Origin of the sequence: Microbacterium sp. GCS4, assembly GCF_001262495.1 — a bacterium.
Classification (GTDB): Bacteria; Actinomycetota; Actinomycetes; order Actinomycetales; family Microbacteriaceae; genus Microbacterium.
In genome coordinates this window covers 244,383-265,910 of record NZ_LGYE01000003.1, presented here as the reverse complement: position 1 = coordinate 265,910, position 21,528 = coordinate 244,383, and the positions used below count along the sequence as shown (strand labels likewise).

The window sequence follows — 21,528 nt, the reverse complement described above, 5'->3', positions numbered from 1 at the left end:
ACGGATGCCGCGGTCGGCGTCAGAGCGGGCGGGCCGTGATGGTGTCGCGGTCCTGGCTGCGGCGCAGAGTGCTGAGGCAGCGCGAGCAGAGGATCTCGACGGTGCGCGGGTGGTTCTCCCCGCACTGGCAGTCGATCGAGACGCGCCACTTCGCCTTGCGTCCGCACGGCGCGTAGGCCTCGTCGTCACCGTGATCGCACTCGCAGCGCTGACGGCCGCGGTCGAGGCCGGCGAGCTCGTCGAGGCCGAGCAGCGCGCCGAGGTCGGTCGCTGTTCCGGCATCCTGTTGCGTCGAGGTCACCTGCCGATGCTCCCAGGGCGCGCGAGCCACCGCAACCTCGGCGACGCGCCGGCGGGTGGATCCCGGCGTCAGACCTGCACGACGTGGGGCGGCGGGGGCGGGGGCAGCTGACGCTGGGGCACGCCGTGCGCCTCACGGTGGAGGCGTTCCATGCGAGCGTCGAGCTCGGCGGCGGCCTCCGCGGCATCCGTCAGGCTCTCGACGAGGTGCGAGGGCACCTGGTTCGAGAACTTGTAGTAGATCTTGTGCTCGAGGCTGGCCCAGAAGTCCATCGCGATCGTGCGGAACTGCACCTCGACCGGCACCGAGAGCGCGCCCGTCGAGAGGAAGACGGGCACCTCGATGATCGCGTGCAGGCTCTTGTAGCCGTTCTCCTTGGGCGTCGCGATGTAGTCCTTGACCGTACGGACCGTGACGTCGTCCTGCGCGGTGAACAGGTCGAACAGGCGGTACACGTCGGCGACGAAGCTGCACGTCACCCGCACACCGGCGATGTCGGTGATCTCGGCACGGATGCGGTCGAAGTCGGGCTCCTCGATCCCCTTGCGCGCGATCTTCTCGACGATGCTGTCGGGCGTCTTGAGACGGCTCTTCACGTGCTCGATCGGGTTGTACGCATGGTGGTGCGTGAACTCGTCGCGAAGGATGCCGATCTTGGTCTCGACCTCGCGCATCCCGAACTCGTACTCGCGCAGGAAGCGCTGGAACTCGTCGCGGAGTTCCCGAGTCTGCTGGATGGCGTCGTCGGTGACCTGGAGGGACGTCATGACTCCGACGTTACGCGTTCGTGATCGGAAACGGCTGTGGATCGTCGATGTGTGCGAGACGCACGCCCCCGCCCGTCCCCCGCCCGTCTATTTCTGCCGTATGGCGCGAATAGCCCGTCTATTTCTGCCGTACGGCAGAAATAGACGGGCGGGAGAGCGTGAGGATTCCGTTAGGGTGCGACGACGCGCCGTAGGGATTCCGTCAGGATGTCGTGAGGATGCCGTGCACGGGCGTAAAGTCGCCGGACGTGTCAGATGAATCACGCGAGACCACGGATGCGCCTCCGCTCGCCAAACGCATCCTCATCGGCGAACCGCTGACGAGCCAGCAGGTCGACGACCAGCTGCTGCCGAAGAAGATGGCGCTCCCGATCTTCGCGTCCGACGCGCTGAGCTCGGTCGCGTACGCGCCGCAGGAGCTCGTGATGATCCTGCTCATCGGCGGACTGACGTTCCTCTCGTTCACGCCGCTCGTCGCCACGGCAGTCGTCGTGCTGCTGATCGTCGTGGTGCTCAGCTACCGCCAGCTCATCAAGGCGTACCCCTCGGGCGGCGGCGACTACGAGGTCGCGTCGAAGAACCTCGGCGAGATCCCGGGCGTGATCGTCGCGGCCGCGCTGCTCGTCGACTACATCCTCACCGTCGCGGTGTCCGTCGCGTCGGGCGTCGACAACATCATCTCGGCCGTGCCCGGTCTCGATCCGTTCCGCGTCGAACTCGCGGTCGGCTTCGTGATCCTCATCATCATCGTGAACCTGCGCGGCGTGCGCGAGGCCTCGCTCGTCTTCGCGATCCCCACGTACGTGTTCATCGGCTCAGTCGGATTCATGATCGTGACCGGACTCGTCCGCACGTTCCTCGGCGACGCGCCCGTGGCGTCGAGCGCCGAGTTCGCGGTGCATTCGGAGGACCTCGGCCAGGCCGCCGTGATCCTCCTCATCCTGCGCGCCTTCTCGAGCGGATGCTCCGCCCTCACGGGGGTCGAGGCCGTGTCGAATGGCGTTCCTGCCTTCCGCACCCCGAAGATCCGCAACGCCCAGACGACCCTCGTGCTGATGGGGTCGATCGCGGCGTGCCTGTTCGCCGGTCTCACCGCGCTCGCGCTCATCGCGGGTGTGCACTACGCCGAGAACCCGTGCGATCTCGTGGGCTTCGACTGCTCGAACCCGCAGCCGAGCCTCATGGCGCAGATCGCCTCCGCGACGTTCGGCGGCGGCAGCATCCTGTTCTTCGTCATCCAGGCGGCGACCGCGTGCGTGCTGCTGCTCGCAGCCAACACGGCGTTCAACGGCTTCCCACTGCTCGGATCGGTGCTCGCGCGCGACGGCTACGCACCGAAGTCGCTCAACACGCGCGGCGACCGCCTCGTGTTCTCGAACGGCATGATCGTGCTCGGCATCGCCGCGATCGCGGTGCTCGTGGTGTTCCAGGCGCGGTTGACGACTCTCATCCAGCTGTACATCATCGGCGTGTTCGTGTCGTTCTCGCTCGGCCAGATCGGCATGGTTCGGCACTGGCGGCGCGTGCTGCGCGGGCCTGCGGAGAGCCCGGAAGGGTCGGGGATCGACGGCGCCTCGGCATCCGACCGCCGCTCCGCCAAGGTCGGTCTCATCATCAACTCCGCCGGGGCGACCCTCACGGTGCTGGTGCTCGTGATCGTCACGATCACCAAGTTCACGCACGGCGCCTATCTGGTGTTCTTCGCGATCCCGATCCTCGCCTTCCTCATGCTCGGGGTGAAGCGGTACTACCGCGACGTCGAGCACGAGATCGCGATCGACGACACCACGAAGTTCGGCGCGACGGGCGACCTGGCGATCGTGCTCGTGAACCGGTTGCAGAAGCCCGTCGCGAAGGCCGTCGACTACGCGGTCGCCGCCAAGCACGACAAGACGATCGGCCTGCACGTGGCGGTGGCCTCGGACGACGTGGCGCCGCTGCAGAAGGAGTGGCGCGATCACCACGTGCCGATCCCGCTCGTGATCGCCGAGTCGCCGTACCGCTCGTTCGCGCAGCCCGTCGCGCAGTTCATCAAGCAGTACCGCGAGAAGCACGGCGCCTCGGTCGTGACCGTGTACCTGCCGCAGTACATCGTCGGCCACTGGTGGGAGACCTTCCTGCACAACCGCCGCGCCCGCCGCATGGCCAACCAGCTCATGCTCGTGCACGGTGTGACGATCACGCTCGTGCCGTGGCTGCTGGACTCCTCGGAGCTCATCTACGGACGCCGGTCGCGTCCGCTGCCGGGGCAGGAGCGCGCCGGACGGCCGGTGGTCGTGATGGGTCGTCGCGCGCACCGACCCGAGGGCCCGCCGGAGGACGGCGCGAAGCATCCGGCCGAGGAGTGATCCTAGGCTGAGGGGCATGAGCTCGCACGACTTCTGGCCGATCCGCACCGAGCGTCTGCGGATCCGTCCCCTCGCGCCCGACGACATCGACGTCATGTGGGAGTGGCGGCGAATCCCCGAGGTGAATCGCTGGCTGGGACTCGCCCCTGACACGCTCGACGCCTTCCGCGAGCGCTACCTCGACCCCGATCGGCTCGCGGCGATGCATCTAATCGAGCTCCTGCCCGAGGGCGACGGCGCCGCCACTCCGATCGGCGACCTCATGATCAAGGTCGGCGACGGATGGGCGCAGCTCGAGGTCGCCGATCAGGCACGCGGCGTCGAGGCCGAGCTCGGCTGGGTGCTCGACCCGGCGTACACCGGACGAGGCTATGCGACCGAGGCGATCCGCGCCGTGATCGGCGCGTGCTTCGGACCGCTGGGGCTGCGCCGCGTGCATGCCGGATGCTTCGCCGACAACGAGCCCTCGTGGCGGCTCATGGAGCGGATCGGGATGCGACGGGAGGAGTTCAGTCGCAAGACCGCCCTGCACCGGTCGGGCGAGTGGCTCGACGGCATGAACTACGGCATCCTCGCGGAGGAGTGGGCGGCACTCAGGGGGCAGTGACGCCGTCGACCACGAACGTGTAGAGGTCGCGCACGATGTCGGCGGCCTCGACCCGGTCGCGCTCGCGTGCGGCCACGACGAGCGCCTCGACCACCGACCGCAGCATGGCCGGATTGCGCTGACGGCTCAGCATGCGGATGCCGAACACCATCGCCCTGCGCTTCGCGGCGTGCAGCGCTCGCAGGTACGCGTTCGTCGAGAATCCCGCCAGCAGGTCGAGGAGGTCCCACAGCCCCTCCGCCCCCGCGACCTGGTCCAGGTCGGCGTCCGACCACAGCGCCGCGACCTCGTCCGCCCTGTCGAGGAACGTCGCGATCTCAGCATCCGAGGCGTTCGCGAGCCCCAGATCGACCGCCGCGACCGAGAGCCCCACGCACTCGGCGGCCACCGCCACGAACCACGCGGGAGTGGGTGTCGTGACCACCGAGGCGCGGTTGAACCGCGGCTCGATCAGGTGCATGGCCTCCAGCGCGCTGAGCGCGGAGCGCACGGTGGCCGGCGCGACCGAGAGGCGGCGAGTGAGGTCCGAGACCGAGAGGGGGTCGCCGGGGGCGAGCTCACCGGACACGATGGAGCGGGCGAGGCTGTCGACGACGGCATCCACCCGCGAGGATGCGTGCGGGGTCGACGGCTCGGCACCGCCGATGAGGCGGCTGTACAGGAAGCCGTCGCCGCGCGCGTCGTCGTCCACGTCAGCGCCGCGCGTTCTTCTCGACGGCGATCGCCGCGGAGCGCAGGGGCTCGATCGTGACATGCGCGAAGAGCGGCTCGATGATCTCGCGGAATCGGTGTCCGTCGCGGTGGGTGAGCGCTGCGCGCAGCTCCGCGAGGGCCGTGCGCATGTGCTCGACGAAGGCGTCAGGCACTCGTTGTTCGGGCACGGTGCGAGTGAGATGGAGGGCGAGCTGCCCGTCGAGGATCTCGATCATGGTCCGGTTCCCCGCGTTCGTGACCACCTCGGCCCACAGCGCGTACCAGTGCTGCAGGCCCTCCCTGGTGGCCGCCCAGGCGAGGTCGGTGCCGAGCATCCCGTCGATGCGCCGATGCAGCGACGCGACCTGCTCGTCGGTGTAGTCCGGCACCGCGGTCACGGCGCAGTACCCGATCATCGCCACCGCGGCCTCCGCACGGTCGGCCTGCGCGTCCAGGTCGACGGGGGCGACGCGGGTGAAGCGGTTGGTGCGCACCTCGATGAGGCCGAGGTCGGCGAGCCGGTTGAGGGCCTCGCGGATCGGAGTGCGCGAGACCCCGTACTCCGCCTGCAGATCCTGGTCGCGGATCTCTTCGAGCGGCTGCATGCGCCCCGATACGATCTCCTCCGCGAGGGTGCTGAACACCTGGTCGCGGATGAGCTGCCGCGGCCGGATGGGGAGGTGCTCGCTGTTCTCGTCCACGGGCACACTCTAAGTCGCCGGTATATTGCCGCACCACACATCAGACACTGAAGTTTCACCGGCGCATCCGTGCCTTCAGTACCGTCGAAGCGTAGGGCAGCGGCTCACATTTCCGGCACAACTCCCCAATCCGTGCCATGGATTCCCCAGATCCCCCCGATCCTGGGCCGCTGCCCTTCTCCATGCCCCGGCATCGAGGGTGCGGACATGCGGGTGGCGGGGCATGCGGGTTCCCGTCGCAGTTGGTGCCGCTTGCGACGCATCCCGGCGCCACGAAATGCGACCGGAGCGGCGGATCGACGGATGCCGTCAGCCGGCGACGAGCGCCAGCGCGAGGGTCGCGACGACCACCGTCGGCACCGCGACGGCCGCACCCCACAGCATGAGCGTGCCCCAGCGGATCTCGACGCCCAGCGACACGACCCGGTGATGCCAGAGCAGGGTGGCGAGCGAGGCCCACGGGGTGATCAGCGGGCCGAGGTTCACACCGATCAGCAGGGCCATCAGGGCGACCGGGTCGGAGGCCGCCGGCTCGAGGATCAGGTACGCGGGCAGATTGTTCACGCCGTTTGCGGCGAGCGCTCCGGCCGAGGCGAGGCCGAGCAGCTGACCGACGCCGTGGCCGTCGGTCGCGAGGGCCGAGAGGAAGTCGAGGATGCCGTTCGCGTGAGCCGTCTCGACGAGCACGAACAGCGCGGTGGCCAGCCCGATGGCCTGCCACGGCACGAGTGACAGGCGCAGCACGTGCGGTCGGCGCACCGCGAACAGCGCGACCAGCAGCACGGCGGCCGTCGTCGCCGGGATCCACACGTCATGCGTGAGGGCGAGGAGCGGCAGGAGCGCGAGAAGGATGCCGGAGGCGACCCAGAACAGCACGCGGTCGGACGGGTCGCCGGACGACGGCATCCGATACGAGCCGAACAGGGGGCGGCGATGCACGATCGTGAGCAGCACGACCGGCACGAGGATGCCGACGAGCGTCGGCGCCCAGCTCAGCGCGAGGAACGCGGCCGGGCTCTCGCCGATCGCGGGCGCGGCGAGCAGGTTCGTGAGGTTCGACACCGGCAATGCGAGCGAGGCCGTGTTCGCGAGCCATACCGTGGCGAGCGCGAACGGCAGCGGGGAGACGCCGATGCTCTGCGCCAGCACGACGACCACGGGCGTGACGATGACAGCGGTCGTGTCGAGCGACAGGAACACCGTGCTCACGACCGCGAGCAGCACGACCGAGGCCCACAGGGCGATCACCCGGCCTCGTCCCCACCGCGCGAGACGCTGAGCGAGGACATCGAACACCGCGGCGTCACGGGCCAGTTCGGCGACGATCGTGATCGCCACGACGAAGCCCAGCACGGGGGTGATGCGCTCGCCGAGGGCACCCGCATCCGGCGCGGGAAGGATGCCGGTGAAGAGGCAGATCAGGGCGACGGCGACGAGCACCAGGACGATGATGGTGCCCGGCCCCAGCCGGCGTCGCGTCGCGCTCACTTCGTGAGTGTACGACCGCGCAGGGTGGATCGGCTCGTTCGCCGGTGCGACGCGCTCAGCGGGCCTCACCCCGGGGGCCGACACGCCACTTTCCGGACATTCCGGCTGCGACGGTCCGATATCTGGCGTGTCGGCCCCGGGTGAAGCCACGCAGCGCCGCCGTGAGCATCCCGCATGCATTCCGGCATACCGCCGTAGGCAAAGCGTGAGGATGGCCGCACCGGCCTCCGCACGGGAGTTGTATCGACTCTCGTGCTCGACATCATCTACATCGCGCTGACTCTCGCGCTGTTCGCCCTGGTCTCCCTGATAGCGAAGGGGGTGGAACGCCTGTGATCGTCTTCGAGATCATCGGCGCGGCCCTCGCGGTCGCCGCGATCGTCTACCTCGTGGTCGCCCTCGTCGCTCCGGAGAAGTTCTGATGGGCGCCGGATCCAGTGCCGAGATCTGGTTCGGCGTCCTGCAGGCGGCGGTGCTGATCGCCGCACTCGTGCTGCTGTACCGCCCCCTCGGCGATTACATGGCGCACGTCTTCAGCACCCCGCGCGACGCGCGCGTCGAGCGCGGCGTCTACCGCGTGATCGGTGTGAACCCGGCATCGGAGCAGACCTGGCGCGCGTACGCACGCAGCGTCCTCGCGTTCTCGGTGGTCGGCCTGCTGCTCGTCTACGGCCTGCAGCGCCTGCAGGCGTTCCTCCCCGAATCGCTCGGCCTCCCCGCCGTCCCCGAGGGCCTCGCGTTCAACACGGCGGCGTCGTTCGTCGCCAACACGAACTGGCAGTCGTACTCGCCCGAGCAGACCATGGGCTACACGGTGCAGCTCGCGGGCCTCACGGTGCAGAACTTCGTATCGGCGGCGGTGGGCCTTGCGGTCGCGGTCGCGCTGATCCGCGGGCTCTCCCGTCGTGGCTCGACGACGATCGGCAACTTCTGGGTCGATCTGATCCGCGGGCTCGGTCGCATCCTGCTGCCGATCGCCCTGATCGCGGCGATCGCCCTGATCTCGGGCGGCGTGATCCAGAACTTCGCCGGCTTCACCGACGTGACCACGGTTTCGGGCGGCACGCAGAGCATCCCCGGCGGTCCGGTCGCCTCGCAGGAGGCCATCAAGCTGCTCGGCACGAACGGCGGCGGGTTCTTCAACGCCAACTCCGCGCATCCGTTCGAGAACCCCACCGGTTTCACGAACCTGCTGCAGATCCTCCTCATCCTGATGATCCCGTTCGCGCTCCCCCGCACCTTCGGACGGATGCTGGGTGACAACCGCCAGGGCTACGCGATCGCCGCCGTCATGGGCACGATCTTCCTCGTGTCGACGTTCGCCCTCTCGGCACTGGAGCTCGCCGGACGCGGCACCGCCCCCGAGCTCGCGGGAGCTGCCATGGAGGGCAAGGAGGTGCGCTTCGGCATCCTCGGTTCGGCGCTGTTCGGCAGCGCGAGCACCCTCACCTCGACCGGAGCCGTGAACTCGATGCACGACTCCTATACGGCGCTCGGCGGCATGATGCCGATGCTCAACATGATGCTGGGCGAGGTCGCTCCCGGCGGCGTCGGCTCGGGACTGTACGGGATGCTCGTGCTCGCCGTGATCGCGGTGTTCGTCGGCGGACTGCTCGTCGGCCGGACCCCCGAATACCTCGGCAAGCGCATCGGCCCTCGGGAGATCACCCTCGCGAGCCTGTACATCCTCGTGACGCCGACGCTCGTGCTGCTCGGCACCGCGGTGAGCTTCGCGATCCCCGGCATCCGCGCGGATGTCGAGGCCACGAGCATCCTCAACCCGGGCGTGCACGGCATGAGCGAGGTGCTCTACGCCTTCACCTCGGCGGCGAACAACAACGGCTCCGCGTTCGCCGGTCTCACCGCGAACACGCCGTGGTTCAACACCGCGCTCGGCGTCGCGATGCTGCTCGGCCGGTTCCTCCCGATCGTGCTCGTGCTCGCCCTGGCCGGATCGTTCGCCGCCCAGCAGCGCGTCCCCGAGACGACCGGCACACTGCCCACCCACCGACCGCAGTTCGTGGGACTCCTCACCGCCGTGACCGTCATCATCACGGCCCTCACCTACTTCCCGGTGCTCGCACTGGGACCCCTCGCCGAAGGACTCTGACCATGGCTACGCACGTTTCGCACGTTTCGTCTCGCTCCGCTCGCTCAACGACCGAAGGGGAGGATGCCGCGGCAGCCACCCCCACTTCCGCACCACGCTCGTTCGGGTGGGCGCAGCTCACGCAGGCGCTGCCGGGCGCGCTGCGCAAGCTGAATCCGGCATCCCTCGTCCGCAATCCCGTCATGCTGCTGGTCTGGGTGGGCGCGGCGTTCACGACCGTGCTCGCGATCGCCGAGCCGTTCCTCGGCGGGCCCGCGGCCTCCGGCGGCACCGCCGTGCCGACGCCGTTCACGTGGGGCATCGCGATCTGGCTGTGGTTGACCGTGCTCTTCGCGAACGTCGCCGAGTCGGTCGCCGAGGGCCGCGGCAAGGCGCAGGCCGCCACGCTGCGCAAGACCCGAACGAGCACGATGGCCCGGCGCGTGGTCCGCTACGACGCGACGACGGATGCTGCGGCCGAGCGCGCCGAGACCGTCGAGGTCTCGTCGGCCGAGCTGCAGCGCGACGACATCGTGATCGTCACGGCCGGCGACCTGATCCCGGGCGACGGCGACATCGTCGCGGGCATTGCGACCGTCGACGAGTCGGCCATCACGGGCGAGAGCGCCCCGGTGATCCGGGAGTCCGGCGGCGACCGCTCGGCCGTCACTGGCGGCACCCGCGTGCTGTCCGACCGCATCGTCGTGCGCATCACCTCGAAGCCCGGCGAGACATTCGTCGACCGCATGATCGCGCTCGTCGAAGGCGCGAGCCGCCAGCGCACCCCGAACGAGATCGCACTGAACATCCTCCTGGCGAGCCTGTCGATCGTGTTCGTCGTGGTCGTTCTCGCGCTCAACCCCATCGCCTCGTACGCGGCGTCGCCCGTCAGCATCCCCGTGCTGATCGCTCTTCTGGTGTGCCTCATCCCGACGACGATCGGCGCGCTGCTCTCGGCCATCGGCATCGCCGGTATGGACCGACTCGTGCAGCGCAACGTGCTCGCGATGTCGGGACGCGCGGTCGAGGCCGCCGGTGACGTCACGACTCTGCTGCTCGACAAGACCGGCACGATCACCTACGGCAACCGCCGTGCGCACGAGGTGCTGCCGCTGTCGGGCGTCGACGCCGAGGAGCTGCTGCGCATCGCGGCGCTGTCCTCCCTCGCCGACCCCACCCCCGAGGGGGCGTCGATCGTCGAGCTGGCAGCGAGCCGCGGCATCCGCGTCGAGCAGCCGGCGGATGCCGTGGTCGTGCCCTTCACGGCGCAGACGCGCATGTCGGGGCTGGACCTCGCCGACGGCACGCAGATCCGCAAGGGCGCAGGCTCCGCGGTGGCCGTGTGGCTGGGGCTGGGAGCGGATGCCGAGCTCGCGGCCCTCACCGACGGCGTGGCCTCGAGCGGCGGCACCCCCCTCGTCGTCGCCGTGCGTACGGCCGACGACGTTTCGTCTCGTCGCTCCGCTCCTCGCTCAACGACCGCGGAGAACGCCACCACCACCCGGTCGTTGAGCGAGCGCAGCGAGACGAAACGCGCCGAAGAGACGCACGACGTTTCGTCTCGGGGCTCCGCTCCTCGCTCAACGACCGAGGAGAGGGCCACCACCCGCGGGTCGTTGAGCGACACTTCGACTCGCTTGCGCTCGCTCAGTGCGGGTCTTCGCGAGACGAAACGCGCCGACCGCATCCTGGGCGTCGTGCACCTCAAGGACATCGTCAAGGACGGTCTGCGTGAACGGTTCGACGAGCTGCGCAGCATGGGCATCCGCACCGTGATGATCACGGGCGACAACCCCCTGACCGCCGCCGCGATCGCGGAGGAGGCCGGCGTCGACGACTTCCTCGCCGAGGCCACCCCCGAGCAGAAGCTCGAGCTCATCAAGCGCGAGCAGGAGGGCGGTCGTCTCGTCGCGATGACGGGCGACGGCACGAACGACGCCCCCGCACTGGCTCAGGCCGATGTCGGCGTCGCGATGAACACCGGCACCTCGGCCGCGAAGGAGGCCGGCAACATGGTCGACCTCGACTCCGACCCGACCAAGCTCATCGACATCGTGCGCATCGGCAAGCAGCTGCTCATCACCCGCGGCGCCCTCACGACGTTCTCGCTCGCGAACGACATCGCCAAGTACTTCGCCATCATCCCGGCGATGTTCATGGGCGTCTTCCCCGGACTCGCTGTCCTCAACATCATGCAGCTCCACTCCCCGGCATCCGCGGTGACGAGCGCGATCGTCTTCAACGCGATCGTGATCGTGTTCCTCATCCCGCTCGCGCTGCGCGGAGTGAAGTACACGCCGGCGAGCGCCTCGCAGATCCTGCAGCGCAACCTCCTCGTCTACGGCCTCGGCGGAGTGATCGCGCCGTTCCTCGGCATCAAGCTCATCGACCTCGTCGTGAGCCTCATCCCCGGATTCTGACCCACGGCGCGTTTCGTCTCTGCGTTTCGTCTCGCGAAGACCCGCACTGAGCGAGCGCAAGCGAGTCGAAGTGTCGCTCAACGACCAGGTCCACCTCGAAAGGTCTCCCCATGTCCACCCGTTCCACCCTCCGCACCACGGGCGTCGCCGTGCGCGCGATGCTCGTCCTCACACTCGTGCTCGGCGTCGCATACACGCTCGTCCTCACCGGGATCGGGCAGCTACTCCTGCCCGTCCAGGCCGACGGATCGCCCCTCCCCGACGACAAGGGCAGCTCCCTGATCGGGCAGTCCTTCACGGATGCCGAGGGTGAGCCGCTCCCCCAGTACTTCCAGTCCCGCCCGTCGGCCGCGGGCGACGGCTACGACGGCACGAGCTCGAGCGGCAGCAACCTCGGCCCCGAGAACGTCGATCTCGTCGCAGCGATCGAGGAGCGTCGGGCGTCGATCGCGCAGCGGGAGGGCGTGAGCGAGGATGCGGTGCCGGCCGACGCCGTGACGGCATCCGCCTCCGGCCTCGACCCGCACATCAGCGTCGACTATGCACTGCTCCAGGTCCCCCGGGTCGCGGCGGAGCGAGGCCTGCCCGAGCAGGAGGTGCGCGACCTCGTGGAGTCTAGGATTCAAGGGCGGGATCTGGGATTCCTCGGCGAGGAGCGCATCAACGTCGCGGAGATCAATCTCGCGCTCGATGAGCGGGAGGGCGAATGACGGCATCCGGGAGGCGCGGCCGACTGCGCGTGCTGCTCGGTGCGGCGCCCGGAGTCGGCAAGACGTTCGAGATGCTCGCTGAGGGGCGGCGCCTGCTCGACGAGGGCCGCGACGTCGTGATCGCGATCGTCGAGACGCACGAGCGCGCCGCCACCGCGGCGCTGACCGTCGGCATCCCCGAGATCCCCCGGCGCACGGACCTGCACCGCGGCGTGCCGCTCACCGAGATGGACCTCGACGCCGTGCTCGCGCGGCGCCCGGAGATCGCGCTGGTCGACGAGCTCGCGCATACGAACATCCCGGGCTCGGCGCACCCCAAGCGCTGGCAGGACGTCGGCGAACTCCTGGATGCCGGCATCGACGTCGTCACGACCGTCAACGTGCAGCACATCGAGTCGCTCAACGCGGTGGTCGAGAAGATCACCGGCATCGCACAGCAGGAGACGATCCCGGATGCCGTGGTGCGGGCGGCCGAGGAGGTCGAGGTCGTCGATCTCGCGCCGCAAACGCTGCGCGATCGTCTCGCCGCGGGACTCGTGTATCCCGCCGAGCGCATCGACGCGGCGCTGTCGAACTACTTCCGTCTCGGCAACCTCACGGCGCTCCGCGAACTGGCGCTGCTGTGGTTGGCCGACGAGGTCGACTCCGCCCTGCGCAGCTACCGCGCCGACCATGGGATCGAGGGCACCTGGCAGGCGCGCGAGCGGGTGGTCGTGGCCCTCACCGGTGGCCCGGAGGGCGAGACGCTGCTGCGCCGCGGAGCCCGCATCGCCGCGCGATCGGCCGGCGGGGAGCTGCTCGCGGTGCACGTCGCCGCCCAGGACGGACTGCGCGACGAGACGCCGGGCGCGCTCGCGGCGCAGCGGTCCCTCGTCGAGTCGCTCGGCGGCACGTTCCACCAGATCATCGGCGACGACATCCCCGAGACCCTCGTCGAGTTCGCCCAGGGCGCGGATGCCACGCAGCTCGTGATCGGCGTGAGCCGGCGCGGCCGCCTCGCCGCCGCGCTGACCGGCCCGGGCATCGGAGCCGAGGTCATCCGCCGCTCCGGCGACATCGACGTGCACATCGTCACACACGCCGCCGCCGGAGGTCGCGTGCGCCTCCCCCGCATCACCGGCGGTGCGCTGGGCTGGCGCCGACAGGTGCTCGGCTTCGCGCTCGCGCTCGTGGTCGGTCCGGTGCTGTCGTGGATCATGTTCACGTTCCGCAGCCCCGAGTCCATCACGGCCGAGGTGCTCGCATACCAGCTGCTCGTGGTCGTGGTGGCCCTCGTCGGCGGCGTCCGTCCGGCGGTGTTCGCGGCCGTGCTGTCGGGCATCACCCTCGACTTCCTGTTCGTCGCGCCGTTGTTCACGATGACGATCGCGCATCCGCTCCACGTGCTCGCGCTCGCGCTGTACGTCCTGATCGCCGTGCTCGTGAGCATCATCGTCGACCAGGCCGCCCGGCGTGCCCGCACCGCGCAGCGCGCCGCCGCCGAGGCCGAGCTGCTCGCCGCCGTCGCGGGCAACGTGCTGCGCGGCGACAACGCCGTGCTCGCGCTCGTCAGTCGCACGCGGGAGGCGTTCGGCCTCGCCGGTGTGCGCCTGCTGACGCCGGACGGCGAGGTGCTCGCGAGCGATGGTGAGCCCGTGCCGGACGGCCGTGCGACCAGGATCGACGTCGACGGCGCATCCCCCGCGGTCCTGGAACTGCACGGCGAACCGCTCGACACTCCCGCGCGGCGGCTGCTCGACGCGATCGTGGCCCAGCTCGCCGCGGCCATCGAGCACACCGATCTGCGCGCGACGGCACGCGAGGCCGCGGCGCTCGCCGAGACCGACCAGGTGCGCAGCGCGCTGCTCTCCGCCGTGAGCCACGACCTCCGGCGCCCGCTCGCGTCGGCCGTCGCCGCGATCGGCGGGCTCCGCGGGGCGCACGGGCTGTCGGCATCCGATCGTGAGGAGCTGCTCGCCACCGCCGATGAAAGCCTCGCGACGCTGTCGACCCTCGTGACCGATCTGCTCGATGTGAGCCGCGTGCAGGCCGGGGTGCTGGCTGTGTCGACCATGCGACTCGACATCGCCGGGCCCGTGCTCGCGGCCGTCGACGAGCTCGACCTGGGTCCGGGTGACGTCGAGCTCGCGCTCGACGTCGCGCTTCCGGCGGTGGCGGCCGACCCCGTGCTGCTGCAGCGCGTGCTCGTGAACGTGATCGCGAACGCGCACCGTCACGCGCCCGCCGGCAGCCGCGTGATCGTGTCGACGAGCACGCTCGGAGAGCGGGCCGAGATCCGAGTGATCGATCGCGGTGCGGGCGTTCCGGCCGAGAAGCGGGACGCGATCTTCCAGCCGTTCCAGCGGCTCGGCGACACCGACAACACGACCGGTCTCGGGCTCGGCCTCGCCCTGTCGCGCGGGTTCGCCGAGGGGATGGGCGGTAGCCTGACTCCCGAGGATACCCCGGGTGGTGGCCTCACCATGGTCATCTCGCTGCCGCTGGCCGGCGCCGACAGGGAGGGGGCGGAGTGAAGCTCCTGATCGCCGACGACGACCCGCAGATGGTGCGGGCGCTGCGCATCACGCTCGCCGCGCACGGGTACGAGGTGGTGGTCGCACCGGACGGTGCCGCCGCGGTCGCCGCCGCCGCGCAGACCCACCCCGACCTCATCATGCTCGACCTGGGGATGCCCCGGCTCGACGGCATCGAGGTCATCCAGGCCCTGCGCGGATGGACGAGTGTGCCGATCATCGTCGTCTCGGGACGCACGGGATCGGCCGACAAGGTCGAGGCGCTGGATGCCGGCGCCGACGACTTCGTCACCAAGCCGTTCCAGGTCGACGAGCTGCTCGCCCGACTGCGTGCGCTGTCCCGCCGCGCGGCGCCAGCCGGCGGGGAGTCGACCGTGGGGTTCGCCGATGTCGTGGTCGACCTCGCGACGAAGACCGTCACGCGTGCGGGGTCTCGGGTGCACCTGACACCGACCGAGTGGCGGATGCTCGAGCATCTCGCCCGGCATCCCGGTGCCCTGGTGACCAGGCAGGACCTCCTCAAGGAGATCTGGGGCAGCGAGCAGGTGTCGGACTCGGGCTATCTGCGCCTGTACATGTCGCAGCTGCGCAAGAAGCTCGAGCGCGAGCCCGGGGCTCCCGCGCATCTGCTCACCGAGTCCGGGATGGGCTACCGGCTCGTGCTCTGAAGCGCGCGGCGCCGCAGCACCCCGAGCACGCCCGCGACGACGAGCAGCGCCGCGACGATGCCCGCGACGACTGCGGTGACCGCGCTGTCGGGCTCGCCGGTCGTGCGTCCGACCGCGACCCACGCGAGGCCCCACGCGGTGGCGAGGGACGGGGCGATGCGCATCGTCAGGAGCGCGCTGGCCGCACCGATCACGAGCACCGCGACGAGGACGACGACGGCCCAGACCTCGGCGGCATCCGCCCAGTCGGCCGGGGCGACCTGCGTGAGCCAGGCCGTGATGTTCGCGACGGTCGCGATCGTGACCCAGCCGAAGTGCAGGCCGTTGGTCCCGTCGACGACGATCCGCTCGGCCCATCCGCGGGCCGGGCGGCGGTTCAGCAGGAGGATGACGCGCGCCAGAGTCGCGAGGAGGACGGCGATCATGAGCACCGTGAGCGGCAGCGTCAGGAACTGCGCCGTGACGAGCCAGAGGCCGTTGAGCACCATGGTCGCGGCGATCCACCAGCCCGCCGCGCGCTGCCGGTCGTTCGCGCGCTGCGCCGGGAGCGCCTGCCAGACCGTGTACGCGATGAGCCCGATGTAGATGAGCGACCAGATCGAGAACGCCGGTCCCGCGGGTGCGAGGTAGGAGCCGGAGGCGGAGAGCGCTCCGTCCTGCAGTTCGCTCACGGAGGTGCCGCCGAACGCTCCGGAGCCGACCGCCGCGGCGATGAGCATGAAGACCGCGGCGGCGATGGTCGCGGTCTGGCGGGAGATGTCCTGCATCCGAGATTCCATGTCCCGCACGCTACGCGAGCGAGCGCGCGTTCCGGAGGGCCTTGACTCTCGCCAAGCAACTGTCTAGCCTGGCTAGCGAAATGTGATCCGGACGATATGGATTCACACGATCCGCAGGACATCTCGCGTCACGCAGGTCCGCTTCTCTCGCATGATCCTGCGAATCGAGAGATCTCCGTCAGAGTGCGGGGGCCGTGACCGCTGCCGAGATCAGCACGTCGGCCGCGGCGCGCGCCTGCGCCGCCACCCGGGAGTCGCCGGAGATCGCGGCGGTGCTCTGCGCACCCTCGGCGAGGATCGAGAGCTGGGCGGCAAGGGATGCCGGGGCGCCGGCGTCGACCACGAGATCGGCCATGTACGCCTGGAACGACGCCTTGTGCGCGCGGACGATCTCCGCGACCTCGGGGTTCGTTCCGCCGAGTTCGCCGAAGGCATTGATGAAGGCGCACCCGCGGAAGTCGTCGGCGCAGAACCAGTCCTCGAGGTAGCCGTAGACGGCGAGGAGCCTGTCGCGCGGGTCCGCTCCAGCACCCGCCACGGCGTCGGTGAGTCCGCTCTCCCACTCGGCGTGCTTGCGGTCGAGCACGGCCTTCACGATGTCGGTCTTGGCGGGGAACAGCGAGTAGAGCCTCCGGAGCGACACGCCCGATGCGGCGCGCAGTTCGTCCATGCCGACAGCGGCGTATCCCTTGCGGTAATACAGCCCCTCAGCCGCCGCAAGGATCTGTTCACGCGCTGTTTCCTCGGTCATGCTCCCAGTGTACTTGACATGAGAACGATCGTTCTCTAGATTGAGGACATCGAGCGAGAACGATCGTTCTCACCGGAACCGAAAGGATCAGGATCATGGGTTACATCACCGTCGGCAACGAGAACAGCGCCCCCATCGAGCTCTACTACGAGGACCAGGGCTCCGGGCAGCCGGTCGTGCTGATCCACGGCTACCCGCTGGACGGTCACAGCTGGGAGCGTCAGACGCGCGAACTGCTCGCGCAGGGCTACCGCGTCATCACCTACGACCGCCGCGGCTTCGGCCAGTCGTCCAAGGTCGGCACGGGCTACGACTACGACACGTTCGCGGCAGACCTGAACACGGTGCTCGAGACCCTCGACCTCCGCGACGTCGTGCTCGTCGGCTTTTCGATGGGCACCGGAGAGCTCGCCCGCTACGTCGCGAAGCACGGACATGAGCGGGTCGCGAAGCTCGCGTTCCTCGCCTCGCTCGAGCCCTTCCTCGTGCAGCGCGACGACAACCCCGACGGCGTGCCGCAGGACGTGTTCGACGGCATCGAATCCGCAGCGAAGGGCGACCGCTTCGCCTGGTTCACCCAGTTCTACAACGACTTCTACAACCTCGACGAGAACCTCGGCTCGCGCATCAGCCAGGAAGCCGTCGACGGCAGCTGGAACGTCGCGATCGGCAGCGCACCCGTCGCCGCCTACGCCGTCGTCCCCGCCTGGATCGAGGACTTCCGCGGCGACGTCGAGGCCGTTCGCGCCGCCGGCAAGCCCACCCTCATCCTGCACGGCACGAAGGACAACATCCTGCCGATCGACGCCACCGCGCGCCGGTTCCACCAGGCCGTGCCCGAGGCGGAGTACGTCGAGGTCGAGGGCGCCCCGCACGGGCTCCTCTGGACCCACGCCGACGAGGTCAACGCCGCTCTGAAGGACTTCCTCGCGAAGTAAGGCGCAGCCATCCCCGCTCGTTGAGCGAGGAGCGCAGCGCGACCCCGGGTCGTTGAGCGAGGAGCGCAGCGCGCCCCCCGGGTCGTTGAGCGAGGAGCGCAGCGACGAGACGAAACGCGGTGAGTCCCGAGAAGGGGTCACCGCGTTTCGTCTCGCTACGCTCGCTCAACGAACGGGCGGATGCGCTCGCTCAACGACCGGGCTCCCCCAGCCAGGCGAGCACGCGACGCAGCAGCTCACGGTGGCCCGCCGAGGCGTACGACCGCGCGTCATGCCCGAGTCCGTCGTAGACGAGACGCGATGTCCCGAGCTGCCGCGTCCACACGAGCGGATGCCGCACCCCGCCCTCCTCGTGCTCCGCGAGACGCTGCACCTCGGCATCCATCCGCAGGTCGGTGTACCGCTCATCCTGCACGTCGAAGTCGGCGAGGCCGGCGGCGAGCGGATGCTCCAGCACCACGTGCACGCAGGCATCGCCGAACTCCGGGTGCCACGACTCGCCGCGCACCCAGCGGCCGCCGAGTGCGGTCCCGAAGCTCGGGTAGTCGCGCAGGCTCGCCGCCCCGGAGTGCATCACCAGCACTCCGATGCCCCGCTCGAGCGCACTGCGCAGCGCGGCATCCCCGGCGGCGAGATCGCTCGGCCGCGGAGGAGCGTCACTTCTGCCACCCTCGGCATCCGGCCCCTCCGGGTCGCCCGCGTTCACCACGAGCAGCCGCACGTCCGCGTCGAGATCGCGCAGCGCCGCATCGACGTCCGTCTCGATGCGGGGCTCGAAGCCGGCATCCATCGCGAGGCCCGCGAGCAGCAGGCTCGTCTCGTCGTACGGATGCCACGGGTCGGAGTACCGGCCGCTGCCGGTGAGGATCAGCGCATCGGGCATGGCCCCATCCTCGCGGGATCCCCGGCGTTCAGCCTCATTCCTCGCTCGACGACCGAAATCGTCAGCCGCGCATCGCGACCCCGCGACGCCAGTAGCCCATGAAGGCCACCTGTCCGCGGTCGATGCCGAGGTCCTTCACGAGGTGCCGGCGCAGGGTCGTCACGACCCCGCTCTCGCCCGCGATCCAGAAGTAGCGGTCCGCGGGGGCGTCCGTCACGGCGATGTCCTCGCCGAGCCCGGAGTAGTCGGGGGTCTCCCACAGCAGATCCTCGGTGTCGACGTCCGTCACGTCGAGGTCGTCGCCGGCGTCCGCGTCGCCGAGGTGCGCGAGCACCGCGGGGATCAGCAGCGCACCGTGCATCTGCTCCTCGGAGCGAGGCAGCCAGCGCACCTCCACACCGGCCGGCGCATCGATCGCGAGCTCGTCCTCGGCGGAGGGCACCTCGATGAACGCCACGCCGCGGAGGTCGCGCGGAGCGTCTTCGAGCACGCGCGCGATCGCCGGGGCGGCCGTCTCGTCACCCGCGAGCACGACGGATGCCGCGCCTCCGGGCTCGTACTCCGCCCCACCGTGGTCGGACGCCGCGACACCGCGCCGCGGCCCCACGAGGAACAGCTCCTGGCCGACCGCGGCCGCATCGGCCCAGCGCGACGCGGGACCTGTGAGACCGGGCGCGAGGTGCAGCACGAAGTCGACGTCGAGCTCGGTCCCGGTATCCGTCACGCGCAGGTCGCGCACCGAGTAGGTGCGCATCGATCCGCGCTCCTCCTCGGGCACGGCGAGGAAGGAGCCCCACCAGTCCCCCGTCTCCCGGTCGAGCGTCGGCAGGACGCCGGATGCCGGAGGGAAGATCAGCTTGATGCGGGCGTCGAAGACGTCGCCCGGGGTGCCGAACTCGAACAGCTCCTCGCCGCCGAAGGTGACCCGCACGAAGTTGGGCGACACGCGTTCGACGCCACGCACCTCGGCGCGCGCGAGGACGTACGTGGGGCGGTCGGTGGTGGTCGTCTCAGCGGACATGATGCCTTCCGATCGGGGTGACCATCGGCTTCCCGGAGACCGGGTCGACGGTGATCTGGTTGGCGAGGCCGAAGACCTCTTCGACGTGCTCGGCGGTCACGACCTCCTGCGGCGTGCCGGTGACGTGCACGCGGCCGACCTTCATCGCGACGAGCTCATCGGAGTAGCGGGCCGCGAGGTTGAGGTCGTGCAGCACCATGACGATCGTGGTGCCGCGCGACACGCTCAGGTCGGTGAGCAGGTCGAGGACCTCGACCTGGTGGGCGACGTCGAGGAACGTCGTCGGCTCATCGAGCAGCAGGATGTCGGTCTCCTGGGCGAGGGCCATCGCGATCCACACGCGCTGCCGCTGCCCGCCCGACAGCTCGTCGACGCTGCGGTCGGCGAGCTCGGTGGTGCCGGTCGCAGCGAGAGCATCCGCCACGACCTCGTAGTCGTGCGCGCTCCAGCGCGACAGCATCTTCTGATGCGGATGCCGGCCACGGCCGACGAGGTCGGCGACCGCGATTCCCTCGGGCGCGACGGGAGATTGCGGCAGCAGACCCAGGATGCGCGCGACCTCCTTGGTCGGACGCGAGTGCACCGAGGTGCCGTCGAGGACGACCTGCCCGGCGGTGGGCGAGAGCAGGCGGGCGAGGGAGCGGAGCAGCGTCGACTTGCCGCATCCGTTCGCCCCCACGATCGTGGTGATCCTGCCGGGGGCGATGTCGAGGTCGAGACCGTCGATGATCGTGCGATCGCCGTAGGCGAGGGTGACGGCGTCCGCCCTCAGGGTGTGCGCTTCGGTCACAGAGAGCCTCCCGAGCGGTTGGTGCGGATGAGGAGATAGATCAGATACGGGGCGCCGAGCACGCCGGTGATCACGCCGACCGGGTAGCGCTCGCCGAACGCGAACTGCCCGATGAGGTCGCTGCCCAGCACGAGCACGGCCCCGACGAAGGCGCTCGGCAGGAGCAGGTTCGCTCCGGGTCCTGTGATGCGAGCCGCGATAGGGCCGGCCATGAACGCGACGAATGCGATCGGTCCCGTCGCCGCGGTCGCGAACGCGAGCAGCGCGACGGCACCGAGGATGCAGAGCACGCGCGTCGCGTTCACCCGCACGCCGAGACCGGATGCCGAGTCGTCGCCGAGCTGCATGGCGCCGAGCGCGCGGCCCTGAGCGAGCATCAGCGGCACGATCACGACCGCGGCGACCGCGAGCGGGGCCACGCGCTCCCACGACGCGCTGTTCAGGCTCCCGGTGAGCCACTGCATCGCGGTCTGGATGTCCCACGACGCGGCCCGCGACAGCACATACGAGATGACGCTCTGCAGCATCAGCGAGACGCCGATGCCGATGAGGATCAGCCGGGTGCCCGCGAAGCCGCCCCTGATCGACAGCAGATAGATCGCCGCGGCGGTGACGAGCGCCCCGGCGAGAGCCATGAGCGACACGAGCGGGCCGCTGAAACCCAGCACGATGATCCCGATCACCGCTGCAGCACCGGCGCCGTTCGAGATGCCGATGATGTCGGGCGACGCGAGCGGGTTGCGCAGCAACGTCTGGAACGAGACGCCGGCCATGCCGAACGCGATGCCGGCGAGGATTGCCAGCGCGGCCCGAGGCAGGCGCAGCTCGCCGACCGTGAACGACGCACCGGGCACGGTCTCGCCGAGGATCACGCGCACGACGGCGTCGAGCGGGTAGAACGTGTTGCCGATCATGAGCGCGACAGTGAACAGCACGAGCAGCAGCACACCGAGCACGACCGTCGCGACGGCGTGGCGTCGGTGTCGCGCGCGGCGTCCCCGGACGATCGCGGCGGCGCGGTCGGCGATCGAGGTCTCCCCGGGGGCGGTGCGGTCCATGGT

At 70.0% G+C, this 21,528-nt stretch carries 20 protein-coding genes; 9 read left to right on the top strand and 11 right to left on the bottom strand.

Annotated features, from left to right (window positions below; genetic code table 11):
• Positions 1-19 precede the first annotated feature (19 nt).
• Complete coding sequence (locus AKH00_RS13070) at positions 20-301, bottom strand: hypothetical protein (RefSeq protein ID WP_152926191.1); 282 nt, start codon at positions 299-301, stop codon at positions 20-22.
• A 68-nt stretch (positions 302-369) separates the two neighbouring features.
• Positions 370-1,068 (bottom strand): GTP pyrophosphokinase, encoded by a 699-nt coding sequence (locus tag AKH00_RS13065; RefSeq protein ID WP_050723193.1) that lies wholly within the window; start codon positions 1,066-1,068, stop codon positions 370-372.
• Positions 1,069-1,286: 218 nt separating this feature from the next.
• Between AKH00_RS13065 and AKH00_RS13060 the strand changes: the two genes are divergently transcribed.
• Positions 1,287-3,416 (top strand): APC family permease, encoded by a 2,130-nt coding sequence (locus AKH00_RS13060; RefSeq protein WP_050723192.1) that lies wholly within the window; start codon positions 1,287-1,289, stop codon positions 3,414-3,416.
• A gap of 16 nt (positions 3,417-3,432) precedes the next feature.
• Positions 3,433-4,023 (top strand): GNAT family N-acetyltransferase, encoded by a 591-nt coding sequence (locus AKH00_RS13055; RefSeq protein ID WP_050723191.1) that lies wholly within the window; start codon positions 3,433-3,435, stop codon positions 4,021-4,023.
• Here the strand turns inward: AKH00_RS13055 and AKH00_RS13050 are convergent.
• From AKH00_RS13050 to AKH00_RS13040, 3 genes are all read right to left on the bottom strand, one after another.
• The gene (locus tag AKH00_RS13050; protein WP_050723190.1) at positions 4,010-4,714 is read right to left on the bottom strand and encodes a GntR family transcriptional regulator; all 705 of its coding nucleotides are present in this window, start codon (positions 4,712-4,714) and stop codon (positions 4,010-4,012) included. The two genes, AKH00_RS13055 and AKH00_RS13050, sit on opposite strands and share 14 nt — an antisense overlap.
• A 1-nt stretch (position 4,715) precedes the next feature.
• The gene (locus tag AKH00_RS13045) at positions 4,716-5,417 is read right to left on the bottom strand and encodes a GntR family transcriptional regulator (RefSeq protein WP_050723189.1); all 702 of its coding nucleotides are present in this window, start codon (positions 5,415-5,417) and stop codon (positions 4,716-4,718) included.
• A gap of 309 nt (positions 5,418-5,726) precedes the next feature.
• Positions 5,727-6,905, bottom strand: a complete 1,179-nt coding sequence (locus tag AKH00_RS13040) for an SLC13 family permease (RefSeq protein WP_235556772.1) — start codon at positions 6,903-6,905, stop codon at positions 5,727-5,729.
• Between the two features lie 332 nt (positions 6,906-7,237).
• Here AKH00_RS13040 and AKH00_RS17870 point away from each other — a divergent pair, with 332 nt between their 5' ends.
• The 6 genes from AKH00_RS17870 to AKH00_RS13010 all read left to right on the top strand — a co-directional run bounded on the left by AKH00_RS17870 (position 7,238) and on the right by AKH00_RS13010 (position 15,305).
• Entirely contained in the window at positions 7,238-7,327 is a 90-nt protein-coding gene (locus AKH00_RS17870; protein WP_050723188.1) for a potassium-transporting ATPase subunit F, read from the top strand.
• Entirely contained in the window at positions 7,327-9,015 is a 1,689-nt protein-coding gene (gene kdpA, locus AKH00_RS13030) for a potassium-transporting ATPase subunit KdpA (RefSeq protein ID WP_050723187.1), read from the top strand. Before AKH00_RS17870 ends, kdpA begins: the two co-directional genes overlap by 1 nt.
• Before the next feature lie 2 nt (positions 9,016-9,017).
• Entirely contained in the window at positions 9,018-11,414 is a 2,397-nt protein-coding gene (kdpB, locus tag AKH00_RS13025; RefSeq protein ID WP_050723186.1) for a potassium-transporting ATPase subunit KdpB, read from the top strand.
• Positions 11,415-11,524: 110 nt separating this feature from the next.
• Entirely contained in the window at positions 11,525-12,124 is a 600-nt protein-coding gene (kdpC, locus tag AKH00_RS13020) for a potassium-transporting ATPase subunit KdpC (protein WP_050723185.1), read from the top strand.
• Positions 12,121-14,637 (top strand): ATP-binding protein, encoded by a 2,517-nt coding sequence (locus AKH00_RS13015; RefSeq protein WP_050723184.1) that lies wholly within the window; start codon positions 12,121-12,123, stop codon positions 14,635-14,637. The genes kdpC and AKH00_RS13015 overlap by 4 nt, the downstream gene beginning before the upstream one ends.
• A complete protein-coding gene (locus AKH00_RS13010; RefSeq protein WP_050723183.1) occupies positions 14,634-15,305 on the top strand; it encodes a response regulator in 672 nt (223 codons plus the stop codon). The genes AKH00_RS13015 and AKH00_RS13010 overlap by 4 nt, the downstream gene beginning before the upstream one ends.
• On the opposite strand, the gene AKH00_RS13005 is transcribed toward AKH00_RS13010, so the two are convergent.
• A complete protein-coding gene (locus AKH00_RS13005) occupies positions 15,287-16,084 on the bottom strand; it encodes a TspO/MBR family protein (protein ID WP_050723182.1) in 798 nt (265 codons plus the stop codon). The two genes, AKH00_RS13010 and AKH00_RS13005, sit on opposite strands and share 19 nt — an antisense overlap.
• Positions 16,085-16,262: 178 nt before the next feature.
• Positions 16,263-16,835: a TetR/AcrR family transcriptional regulator gene (locus AKH00_RS13000; RefSeq protein ID WP_050723181.1), complete on the bottom strand. Its 573-nt coding sequence runs from the start codon at positions 16,833-16,835 to the stop codon at positions 16,263-16,265.
• Between the two features lie 95 nt (positions 16,836-16,930).
• Between AKH00_RS13000 and AKH00_RS12995 the strand changes: the two genes are divergently transcribed.
• On the top strand, positions 16,931-17,773 hold the full coding sequence (locus AKH00_RS12995; protein WP_050723180.1) for an alpha/beta fold hydrolase: 843 nt from the start codon (positions 16,931-16,933) through the stop codon (positions 17,771-17,773).
• 190 nt (positions 17,774-17,963) lie between these two features.
• Here the strand turns inward: AKH00_RS12995 and AKH00_RS12990 are convergent, their stop codons facing one another.
• The 4 genes from AKH00_RS12990 to AKH00_RS12975 form a co-directional block, all read right to left on the bottom strand.
• Positions 17,964-18,656, bottom strand: a complete 693-nt coding sequence (locus AKH00_RS12990) for a ThuA domain-containing protein (RefSeq protein WP_050723179.1) — start codon at positions 18,654-18,656, stop codon at positions 17,964-17,966.
• A 61-nt stretch (positions 18,657-18,717) separates the two neighbouring features.
• Positions 18,718-19,677: a siderophore-interacting protein gene (locus tag AKH00_RS12985; RefSeq protein ID WP_050723178.1), complete on the bottom strand. Its 960-nt coding sequence runs from the start codon at positions 19,675-19,677 to the stop codon at positions 18,718-18,720.
• Positions 19,667-20,467, bottom strand: coding sequence for an ABC transporter ATP-binding protein (locus tag AKH00_RS12980; protein ID WP_050723177.1), 801 nt, complete (start codon positions 20,465-20,467; stop codon positions 19,667-19,669). Before AKH00_RS12980 ends, AKH00_RS12985 begins: the two co-directional genes overlap by 11 nt.
• Positions 20,464-21,525: a FecCD family ABC transporter permease gene (locus AKH00_RS12975; RefSeq protein WP_050723369.1), complete on the bottom strand. Its 1,062-nt coding sequence runs from the start codon at positions 21,523-21,525 to the stop codon at positions 20,464-20,466. The genes AKH00_RS12980 and AKH00_RS12975 overlap by 4 nt, the downstream gene beginning before the upstream one ends.
• Positions 21,526-21,528 lie beyond the last annotated feature (3 nt).